Source organism: Acinetobacter sp. FDAARGOS_559 (assembly GCF_003940475.1).
Classification (GTDB): Bacteria; Pseudomonadota; Gammaproteobacteria; order Pseudomonadales; family Moraxellaceae; genus Acinetobacter; species Acinetobacter baumannii.
In genome coordinates this window covers 250,480-262,013 of record NZ_RKJG01000005.1, presented here as the reverse complement: position 1 = coordinate 262,013, position 11,534 = coordinate 250,480, and the positions used below count along the sequence as shown (strand labels likewise).

Sequence of the window (11,534 nt, the reverse complement as noted above, 5' to 3'; positions counted from 1 at the left end):
AAATTTATATAAAAAGTCAGACTAGCCTATATTTTTTTACAGCTCTAAATATTTTTTCAAATAATAACCTGTTAAAGATTTTTCTGCTGAAAGCAAACCGCTAACAGTTCCTGAGAATACCAATTCACCACCTTTGTCACCCGCCAAAGGACCAATATCAACAATCCAGTCGGCTTGACTTATGATGTCTAAGTTGTGTTCAATCACAATGATTGTGTTGCCTTTCTCAACTAAGTTATTTAATAAACTAATTAGTTTTTCAGTATCAGAAGGGTGTAGACCTGTACTCGGTTCATCCAATACAAAAATATTATCTGTTTCATTAATTTGTTTTGTGAGTTTTAACCTTTGACGCTCACCACCCGAAAATGTATTTAAGCGTTGGCCGATTGCAATGTAGTCTAGCCCCAAACTCATCAAAGAATTAAATTGTTGCTGTAAAATTCGATCTTCAAAAAAGTTGCTTGCTTCTGCAACCGTCATTTTTAAAATTTCAGCAATATTTTTATCTTTATAAAGATATTTTAAAACTTCAGGTGCATATCCAGAACCATGACAAACATCACATGTCATTTCAATATCATCTAAAAATGCAAGTTCAACCCTTTCGATACCAGATCCTTTACATTGAGGGCAAGCACCTTCACTATTAAAACTAAAGAGCTTGGCACTTACTTTATTTGTTTTTGCAAATAGCTGACGAATCGGATCAAGAAGGTCAAGATAGGTCAATAAATTTGAGCGAATACTTGCAGTAATTGCAGATTGATCAACAACTTTTGTTTCAGGATATTGTTGTGGTAATACTTTACTTATTAATGTGCTTTTTCCTGAACCAGCGACTCCTGTAATAACGGTTAGACAGTTCTTAGGAATGTCGACATCAATATTTTTTAAATTGAATAAATGAGCATTTTTAATTGAAATCCATTCATTGCCCATACGTGGTTCTTTCTTATAGGTATTTGGCCTTCTAAAAAACGCACCTGTTAAACCTGATGAATTTTTTAATTCTTCAAAAGTTCCTTGGTAAATAATTTCGCCGCCGTTGATACCAGAAAGAGGGCCCATATCAATGACATGATCAGCTGTTCTAATAAGATCAGGATCATGTTCAACCAATAAAACACTATTTCCCTTATCTCTAATTTTTTGAATAATTTTAATAATATTATCTAAATCTTTGGGGTGCAGGCCAATACTTGGTTCATCAAAAATATAGAGTAGGTCAACCAGACTATTACCCAAATGTTTAACCATTTTAATTCGTTGTGATTCTCCTCCCGACAATGTATTGCTGACACGGTTAAGGTTTAAATAGCTGAGTCCAACGAGATTTAAGTTATTGAGTTTATTTTTTATTTCGTGCAAAACGGTTTCAAATTTTTCACTTTTTATCGATTCGAGAAACTCTAAAAGCCTTGATACGGATAGGGCCGTACATTCCGCAATATTTTTACCGTTAATCTTACAAGATAAGGATTTTTGATTTAGCCGTTGTCCCTTACATAAGGAGCATTCTTTGATTGTAATAATTCGCTCAAGTTTATTTCTATAACGATTTCTTTCCTGTGCTTCACCTTTTAAAAAGTTACGCTCAAATCTGGGAATTAGTCCTTCATAAAGTGCGGTTTTTCTCCATTTACTTGTCGGGTTTAAAGGTTTGTGCTGAGGAGCATACAAAAATAAGTCCCATTCTTTTTCACTATAATCTTTTAATTTTTTATCTAAATCAAAGTAACCTGAATCTGCATATCGCGTCCAACGCCATGCTGTAGGTTGATAAGTAGGGAAGTCTATAGCACCTTCTTCATTTAAGGATTTATCTAAATCTAATATTTTGTAAATATCAATTGTTTGCTCGATTCCAATACCTTCGCATTGTGGACACATGCCATTTGGGTGATTAAAAGAAAAGACATTGGAGTATCCAACAAACGGCTCACCCATACGTGAAAATAACAAGCGAAGATTGGCATAAATATCTGTAATTGTTGCAACAGTTGAGCGAATATTGCCCGTTAAAGGTTTTTGATTAATAATCACAGGTACATTTAAATTTTCAATTTTATCAACGTCAGTAACACCAAAATGTTCCAAGCGATTACGTACAAAACTATCTTGAGTTTCATTAATTTGTCTTTGAGCTTCTGCGCCAATAGTCTCGAAAACTAAAGAAGATTTACCTGAACCAGAGACTCCAGTAAAGACAACGATTTTATGTTTAGGAATCTTCAATGAAATATTTTTAAGGTTATTTTGTCTGGCACCATAAATATTTATTGTTCTTTTAGTCATGTGTGATCACTTGAAATCAAAGATTTAGCGTAAAGATAAGGTAAAATTGATGAGAAGGATGTATATGTTTCTTAAGAAAATAGTTTAAATATTTAACTTATAAGCCTTTCTATATATCAATAAGCAATAAGGGCACTGAAGAACAAGTTTTATAAATAAACACATTGTATAAAGTTCATGGTGTCAGATTTTGCTAACAGATAAGATTAAATTAATAGGGTTAAGGTTGACCCAAACAAGTAATAGAGAATTTCTTAAATTTGTTATGAATTAAATTAAATAAAGTTTTGCTGCATGTCTAGGAGTGAACATATACCTAATCAATTTGTGGTGGATTACAGTAAAGGTCAAATGTAGCTAGAGCAACAATACAGAGTAGCAAAGCCTTATATATGGTAGGTTTCCAAATCTTTTATTTAACATAATATACATTATACGAATAATTATATAGTTTCAACTAATCCCTAGTTATTTCTATCGTACATTTAACTCAACTTGTTAACTATGAAAATTAAATCTTAAATATTTCATAAGCTTACTTTGTTTTATGAATTTGAGTGAAAATGCAGTTTTTTAAATAATTTTTTAAAAACTAACTCAACTTGTTACTTCTTTCTTAGAATTACTTATCTACTCTTTCTATGCTCATTACCTCACATGAATTATCACTGTTAAATTTTAAATATATCTGTGACATGGCGAAATCCATAAAGTTTGAGCTTTGGAATTTACCTTTTTGATTCTTAGGGTTAGTCATCATCTGTAACCACTGAGTTAAAGAATAAAAATAACATTCGGCCATCCCCATAAGGCTGTGATCAAAAAAATGCATAATTTCTTTTTCCCATGAAAATTGAAAGGAACAAAAAATTTAAAAAGCCCAACTAGCTTACTAATCAGGCTTATTTAAAGAACATTTAAACTTTAAAGCGCAATATCAAACTCTGGGCTAGCTACTGTAGGCTGTAATCGAGCACGTTGCTTTTTAAAGTGTGGAAGAACGTGTTCACCAAGACGGTATGACTCTTCAAGATGTGGATAGCCTGCAAGAAAGAATAACTCTATGCCAATGCTATTGTATTCTTCAATACGCTCAATAATCTGTTGATAGCTCCCTACCAAAGCAACACCAGGTGGCACACCAATATATCCAAATCCAGACCAAACATTTGGATGGATGAAAAAGTCGCTAACATTTTTACTGCCATCTTTTTCGGCATACTCTTTTTCGAAGCTTAATACGCGCGCTGAGCGTAAACCCGCATGGGCTGCTGCCGCGTGTAAACGTTGCTTTTCAGCGGCTTCATCGAGAAAGCGCTGTGCCTCTGCCAATGCTTCTTGTTCAGTACGGCGAGCAATGGTATCGATTGATAGACCAAATTTTATATTTTCACGACCATATTTTTTTGCACGAGTACGTACGTCTGCAATCAATGCTGCAATTTCTTCTGGTTTTTCAGCTCGCATTAAATAATAGTCGGCATGTTTTGCTCCAAACTCGCGAGCAGCTTCCGAAGAACCTGCTGTGCAAATAATTGGAAGACTTGCTTTATTCAGTGGATATTTTAGACCACCGCCTTCTGCCGAATAGTACTTCCCTTTATAGTGAAATGAAGGATTATTCCAATATCCTTTTACAACATCTAGGAACTCAGTAGCACGTGCATAACGTTCATCGTGAGGTAAGTCATCGCCTACTTGACGTTGGATTACTTCCGAGCCGCCATTAATAATATTCCAAACCAGTCGATTACCCGTTGCACGCTGATAAGTTGCCGCAGTTTGTACAGCATTATATGGACTAAAATGATAAGCCTGAAATGCAGTCACAAAGTTAAGTTTTTTGGTTTCTCTTGCTAGCAATGAACATACTGTCCAAGGCTCTTCACCCGTTGGTGCGTTCACCATGAGTGCACCAGCAAAACCATTAATTTCTGCTGCCCGCGCTACCTGACTTAAGTAATCAATATAGGTAAAATCGTCACCTACTTCATAGTTCGAAACCGCTCCAGTATTTTCAACATTTTCAATATTGGCCCAATCACCACGATTACGTGGGTCACCGGGTAAAAATTCTGTTTCGCCATGAAGCGGTAAACGTGTAAAAAATTCAATTCCCATTATTTTCTCCTTAAAGCAAAGCTTAGAATTTTGCAGTGAGAGAAACACCAACTTGACGTGGGTTTCCATAGGTTAAGACATATTGTCCAGCAGGACCATTTGGTCGCCCATGAACTTGATATTCTTCGTCTAGCAAGTTTTTAACGTAAGCATTAACTTGGTATTTATTATTTGCGCTGATATATCCAACGTTCGCGTTCCATAAGGTGTACCCTTTTTGACTCAAGATTGGGTCAACAGAATAATCTTGTCGATTTACTAAGAAAAACTCACGGTCACGATATTTTGCATCTGTGCCCACAATAACTCGTGCTCCACTATCAAGATTAAAGGTATATTCACCCCCTAAACCGATGGTGTACTTTGGAGAACGAACCAAGCTGTTACCTGTATTGTCAGCATTTACGACATTGGTTACTGGGTTTTTATCAACAAAGTCGGTGTATTCACTGTCTAAATAAGCGCCTGCAAAACGTAGGCGTAAGTTATCAGTCGCTAAATAATCTAATTCTAATTCGGCACCTTTTACTTCTGCTTTAGGACCATTTGCCAGAACTGAGGTTACTCCTCCACCTTGTCCTTCTGTCGCAACCAATAAATTTGTTTGAATATCTTTGTAGTCGTAATAGAAAATATTGGCATTGGCCGTTAAATTGCCTTGTAACAAGCTAGACTTCAAGCCTAGTTCGTAGCTATTTAAATATTCAGGGTTAACATCTGCTAGTTGCGTCAGGCTACTAGAAAGTCCAGTGTTAAAACCGCCTGAACGGAAACCTCGAGCAAAACGGAAGTATGTGTTGATATCAGGAGTGATTTCATATTCTGGCGTAATATCGTAGGTCAGCTCATTCCATCTCTTTTTACGACTTGTTGAACCATTTGCATTAGGCGCTGGGTTATAAACCGCATTACTGTACCCATCCTTTTGCCACCAACTGCCTTTGGTGTAATCGCCTGAGGTAATTTGAACAAGATCTAGATCAATATCTTTTTCTTCACTTGTCCAACGTAGACCACCTGTTACTTTAAATTTATCGGTAAATTTATAGGTACTGTTACCAAACAAGGCAAAACTTTGTGTCGTCTGATTATAGGTAATATCTCTAAAAGCTGGTGTTCCCGCAGTCTGAGCTGGAGCGCCATTAGGTAATGTTTTATTTACTCGCGCACTTACACCTGTTGAATCTAAGTCTTCATTAAAGAAGTGGAAACCTGCGATCCAACTGAGTCTTTTTTCAGCATCAGAAGAAACACGAAACTCTTGGCTATATTGGCGCCACTCATTATCGCTATAGCTTCTTGCTACATCGTAAGGCGTATAGTCACCATCAGAAATAGATTTTTGAGTGGTTTTATCAAACGCTGTAATGGATGTAAAAGTATGACCGCCGCCTAAATCTCCTGTTAAGGTGAGTGAAGCGCCATCATGTTGGATTTTATTACTTTCAGGTAAATCTAAATTTGTATCTCGGCCTTGTGGTCTTTCATAAACACCCCAGTATTTTCCAATACTTAAAGAGCCATTATTGCCAAGACCATTATAAGTTTGGCTATGTAGATTGACTAAAGCATTCCAATCATCATTAATTTTTCCTAATATCTGGAAGCGAAATGATTTTTTATCTACATCCCCGTAGTTTTCACCATTGGCTAAATTTTTTGCATAGCCATCGCGGTCTTCTGAATAGAATGCTCCTCGCACGGCAACGTTATCTGATATAGCCCCATTCACGGCGCCTTCAAAAGTACGAAGATTATGGTCACCTATTCCTATTGTTCCATAACCAGTCGGTTTATCTGTAAAAACAGGTTTTCGTGAAATGTAATTCACCGCACCAGCCGTGGTGTTTTTACCGTAAAGCGTGCCTTGTGGACCACGTAGAACCTCAATACGTTCTAAATCGAATAAATCTCCAGCACCAGCAACAGGCGCATTTAAATAAACCCCATCTGCATAAATACCGACTGGAAAAACTGTAGAGGCTGCAACATCGCCAGTTCCTAAACCACGAATATACCAACGTGGTCGGCTATCGCCATCTGGGTTTTCAGCTGCTGCATTGGGCGTATAAGTTAAAACATCGCCAATAAATGTTGAGCCTTTCGCGGCCAAATCTTTGCCTGAAACCGCTGTAATTGCAGTCGGAACTTTTTGAATGTTTTGTGCACGATATTGTGCAGTAACGATGACATCGCCTAGTTTTTTTACATCTTTAGCATTTACCACTTGAGCCTGTTGCTCAGCAGAAATTGCATCAGCATCATCGTTCGCTAAAGCTAATGTCGAAACACTCGCCGTTACTCCCCACATAGCAGTTAAAATACTCTGCCTAATTTTTGTAACCTTAAACATGGTGACTCCATTTAAATAAATCTATTCTTATATTGGCAACTTCTATGCCATTTAATTTATTTAAATAATTTCAAATACTTAATAAAATTTTAGAAATAAAAATGATTCAATGCTGCTGATAGATAGACAGTCTGAAAGGTATTATTGTTGTTATTTCAACATTCACGATTTAACGTGTTTTTATATGCTGTATTAATAATAAAGCCATACGGACGTATGGCTTTTTAAGATTGTTGGAAATGATTGATTGGTTTTAAAATTTATAACTAAATTGGCCTTGTACAGTCAGAGGTCGCATTGGTTGTAAAAACTCGCTATTCGACCCTGCCAAACCATTCACAAAATTTCGTTCATTGGTTAGGTTAAGAATGTTAAGACCCACCGTCCACTGTGGCTGGCGATAATAAAGACCTAAGTCCAGATTATAGTTATTCGGTACTTTCACGGTTTGACTTAAGTTTGTGTACCAGTAGCTTGTCCACCATCCCGAAAGGTTGACCCCAAAACCAGACTCATGCTGGTAATCTACATAAGCACTTGCAGAGTACTTAGGAATTCCTGCTGCATCATAACGTCCGGCTTTACGTTGGTTTAAAGCATTATTGTCTCCCCAAACCGTAGCATTGTCCGCATGAAAGCCAAATGGTGAAAAACCAGCAGGTATAATAGAGCTGTATTCAGCATCTAAATAAGTGAAATTGCCCCCAATCGCTATATTTTTTTGAAGTTGCCATCTTAATGATGACTCAATACCTTTTATTTCAAAGCGAGCCATATTTCCGTTCGTATCGGGCGATAAATCTCGTTTTTGTTCAAATCCACTTAGGGTTAAAAATAACTGGTCAGTAATAGGTTCATATTTAAATCCTACTTCTTTTAGCTCACTTTGACTGTCAAAAGCTAAAGGATTAAGTTGATTTCCAGCGCCCCAAATCAAGAAAGGCCCAAATACTCCCGTATTTAATGCAGTGCTTTTGTCATAAGTAAAATAGAGTGTGCTTTTCGCAGTAGGCTTAATAAACGTACTCAGTTGATAGCTCAATAGACTATATTTGTCACTCGAAGAACGGACATCTGTTGGGGTTAAAACAAGTGGGTTTTCAAGTTTTGCTCTTACAGAACTATGGTTAATACCTAAATTAATACCGAATACATCGTTAAAGGTAAAGTTTTGTTGAGTGAATACACTCAACGTATCCCAGAAACCAGAACCCGTATAGACAGCACCTCCTCCATTCGGTGGAAAGCCACCTTTTTCTGCATATAAACCCTTTCCAATTGGGTACATGCGCGGTAAATTTAAATAACCAAAATATTGAGAATATTGAGGCACTCCGGCTTGTCCAATCCAACCTCCTGTTGAACCGCTATTGTTAATTAACCCCAGTAAATCACCAGGATTCTTCTGCGATGGATCATTGGTTAAATCATAAGGATTAATATTAAAACTATTATTTGCAGCTAAAGAGGTAAACTTCTCATGACGATATGTTCCTCCGGTACTGCTTTTATTATTAATTTTTACGCCAGCTATTTCAAAATCATAGTCACCTAAAAATTCTAGTCGGTTATCAATTAACTCATGATCTAAATCTGTAAAAAAGCTTCCAACAGAGTCGCCTAAATCTTTGTTATTTTGATAGAGCGTACTGTTTGCAATAGACCAATGGTCATTTAAATCTTTAATGACTTTTAATTGAGTGCTAAATCGCTTGGCACTATTTTTATCTTCACTACGTCCTGAAACATTATCATCTAGCTTGACCAATTCATTACCAGGAATTGATGGATCATAGACCCAACCTTTAATGGTTCCTGCTTGATCCGCAGTTGAGTTCGGTAAAGGCGTGGTCTGAACTCCACCAACAGCAACATATTGGTTTTTATCGTTCTTCTGACGAGTTTGCCAACCAATGACTTTAGAATTTGCCGCACCAGATTCAAATACAGGAGACCAAAAAGTCGAACCATTTTGAATAATAGGCGTAGCTCTACCTTTGTAATAAAGACCATTATCAACCGATTGCTGCGATGCTCTATTCCAGCCATGCGTCACGTTAAAATCATAATAGTCATCGTAACTGATATTCCAATCTACCCTTAAACGATCATTTGGACGCCAAGCAAGTGCCCCATAAAATGCATTAAAGTTATTTTTCACATTGTCATAATAGTCATCTGTCTTTTGTGCTGTTGCACTCACGCGAAATGCTAATTCTTTTGAAATGGGTGCCGTATGATCAATACTGACAGAGAAATTAGGCTTTGCGCCTTTACCTGAGTAAATGGAACCTACAGTCCCAGAGATATTGGTCTCGGCTTTATTAAAATTAGGCTTTTTGGTGAGGTAGTTAATATATCCGCCAGAACCTGAAGTCGGCGCAAAAATTACACCTGTTGGTCCTGCCACAATATCGGCTTCTTCATAAGCATTGAGATTGGTTGGATGGCGAGTACTGTAAATGCGTTGACTATCTTGAAAAACTTCCGAGTTCTGTCCACGAATTTGTGGAGCAAAGTTAGCATTTTGTCCCCCGCCTCGCGTAATACTCGGTGCATATTTGACGAGATCATCCGCACTGCGAATAACATCTTCTCTAAATTGTTGTTCTGATACTTGGGATACTACACGCGGAGTATCCAATACAGAGCTATCCGTTCCATAAATTGAGGTAACTTTGCGTTTAGGAACTACAGTAGTTTTCTTGGCTGCTCCAGTAACGACTACATCGGACAAAGTAATTACATCACTTTCAGAATCACCTGCTTGCTGTGGCGTTTCTTCGGCAAAAACATATAACGGTAAAGTCGCCCCTAATACGCTAAGCGCAATAACTAAAGGTTTTAATTGAAAAGGCTGTCTCATATCACACTCAGTAAAGTAAATTTACAATGCGTTACGCAAAGCCTATGCCAACCATTAAATGCCCAAATAATTTACCCTAACCATTTGATTCAGTTGTTTTTAATTTCTCATTGTTTACTTATCAATTCTATTCATGTTTATTTTTTCAACAAAGCTGTTGAAATAGAGACACTCACCAAAAACAATAATTATATAAGATATTGATAAATATAGTAAAATTATATAAAGATATTGGCATTTATTCTGCAATACCTTAGAAGATGAAGATCTAATCAGGTATTTATAATGACAAATCAAACATTTCAGTTATCACGTCGAAAATTTTTAACGCAAAGTCTTACGGCGCTAGGTGGCGTCTCTTTGTTGGGCAGTTTATCAGGTTGTGGCCCCTCTCCAGATAATAGTAACGAATCAAAAAGTACTTCTTCAGCAACGCCTAAGCATGGAGGAGTTATACGCTTGGGGCTGATTGGAGGACAACAATCAGGCAGTCTAGATCCTCATCTTTCAGCATCGGGAAGTGGTATTACACGAGGTTTCGCTATTTATAATAAGTTATGGGAATGGGATGAAAATATGCTGCCCCGACTTGCTTTAGCGGAGTTTGCCGAGCCGAATCACAATGCAAGCGAATGGACCATCCGTTTACGCAAAGGCTTAGAATTTCATCATGGTAAAACTATTACCGCAGATGATGTAATCTTTTCAGTGAAACGCCTAACAGACCCTAAACTCGCTTCACCATTTCGCAATCTGGTGCAGTGGATTGACCGAGATCGTATTCAAAAACTAGATGAATATACCGTTCGTATTCCTTTTATTAGTACGATTCCCGGCTTTGTTGCATTGCCCGAAACTTGGGTAAACTTTGGAGGAATTGTACCGACTGACTTCGACCCTATTCATAATCCAGTCGGAGCTGGTCCATATAAAGTCAAAGAGTTTATTCCGGGGCAGCGTTCTGTTTTTATCCGTTTTAATAATTACTTTAAAGCAGACAAACCTTATGCAGATAGTTTTGAAGTGATTGATTTTAAAGATCAGGTCTCTCGATTAAATGCTTTATTGGCTGGACAAATTGATGTCGCAAATGCGATTTCACCCGAATATATTAAAATTTTGGAGCAGGCAAAACACATTCAAACCATACGCTCTGCGACTAATACGCATAATAGTTTTGACTTTAACACTCAACAAGCGCCGTTTAATGACCCTAGAGTGCGTCAGGCATTTCGTTTGATTGCAAACCGAGAGGAGTTGGTACAGCGAGGCTTAAATGGGCAAGGTCGAATCGCCAACGATCTTTATTCGCCGCAAGACCCTGCCTTTCTCAATTTGCCGCAACGTCAGCAAAATATTGCCGAGGCAAAAAATCTATTAACGCAAGCAGGTTTTAAAGATGGTTTGAGTGTAGAGCTTGTTACCCCAGTGAGTAGCGCTCAACCTGCATTAATTTTTGCCGAGCAAGCAAAACAAGCCAATGTGAATATTCGAGTTAAACAAGTGGATTTTGCAACGTTTAATGGCCCTGACCGCAGTAAGTGGCAGTTATCGAGTAATGCGACCAATGTCGGCACGCCATATTTATCGACGGCCGTTGTTAACGATGCTCCAATTTCCACCACCAACCGTGTGAACTTTAAAGACCCTGAATATAGTGAGTTATTTTTTAAAGCACTGGCAGAGCCTGATTTAGCCAAACGCAAAATCCATTTAGCGCAAGCACAAAAAATTCAACATGAACGTGGTGGAATGCTCATTTGGGGATTTAGCCATACGATTGACGCAGCAGCTAAAAATATTGGTGGTTTAGCGCCTGAGCATACAATTTTTCCGACATGGCGCTTTGAAAAACTCTGGAAAGCTTAATACTCGTCTGTAATCACAATATAAAAA

5 protein-coding genes are annotated in these 11,534 nt (G+C 37.5%); 1 reads left to right on the top strand and 4 read right to left on the bottom strand.

Going from position 1 to position 11,534, the window contains the following annotated elements:
* Nucleotides 1-36: 36 nt before the first annotated feature.
* From EGS71_RS02690 to EGS71_RS02670, 4 genes are all read right to left on the bottom strand, one after another.
* Complete coding sequence (locus EGS71_RS02690) at nt 37-2,298, bottom strand: ATP-binding cassette domain-containing protein (RefSeq protein WP_000166990.1); 2,262 nt, start codon at nt 2,296-2,298, stop codon at nt 37-39.
* 924 nt (nt 2,299-3,222) lie between these two features.
* Complete coding sequence (locus EGS71_RS02680; RefSeq protein WP_000510600.1) at nt 3,223-4,419, bottom strand: LLM class flavin-dependent oxidoreductase; 1,197 nt, start codon at nt 4,417-4,419, stop codon at nt 3,223-3,225.
* A 22-nt stretch (nt 4,420-4,441) separates the two neighbouring features.
* A complete protein-coding gene (locus EGS71_RS02675) occupies nt 4,442-6,772 on the bottom strand; it encodes a TonB-dependent receptor (protein WP_000477512.1) in 2,331 nt (776 codons plus the stop codon).
* A 253-nt stretch (nt 6,773-7,025) separates the two neighbouring features.
* The gene (locus tag EGS71_RS02670; protein ID WP_001249696.1) at nt 7,026-9,638 is read right to left on the bottom strand and encodes a TonB-dependent receptor; all 2,613 of its coding nucleotides are present in this window, start codon (nt 9,636-9,638) and stop codon (nt 7,026-7,028) included.
* Nucleotides 9,639-9,923: 285 nt separating this feature from the next.
* Between EGS71_RS02670 and EGS71_RS02665 the strand changes: the two genes are divergently transcribed.
* Nucleotides 9,924-11,507: an ABC transporter substrate-binding protein gene (locus EGS71_RS02665; RefSeq protein WP_000184661.1), complete on the top strand. Its 1,584-nt coding sequence runs from the start codon at nt 9,924-9,926 to the stop codon at nt 11,505-11,507.
* The last annotated feature ends 27 nt before the right edge of the window (nt 11,508-11,534 follow it).

Bases quoted from the DNA above. Each gene is read 5' to 3' on its own strand.
- EGS71_RS02690 (WP_000166990.1), bottom strand. From the start codon at position 2,298: ATGACTAAAAGAACAATAAATATTTATGGTGCCAGACAAAATAACCTT.
- EGS71_RS02680 (WP_000510600.1), bottom strand. From the start codon at position 4,419: ATGGGAATTGAATTTTTTACACGTTTACCGCTTCATGGCGAAACAGAA.
- EGS71_RS02670 (WP_001249696.1), bottom strand. From the start codon at position 9,638: ATGAGACAGCCTTTTCAATTAAAACCTTTAGTTATTGCGCTTAGCGTA.
- EGS71_RS02675 (WP_000477512.1), bottom strand. From the start codon at position 6,772: ATGTTTAAGGTTACAAAAATTAGGCAGAGTATTTTAACTGCTATGTGG.
- EGS71_RS02665 (WP_000184661.1), top strand. From the start codon at position 9,924: ATGACAAATCAAACATTTCAGTTATCACGTCGAAAATTTTTAACGCAA.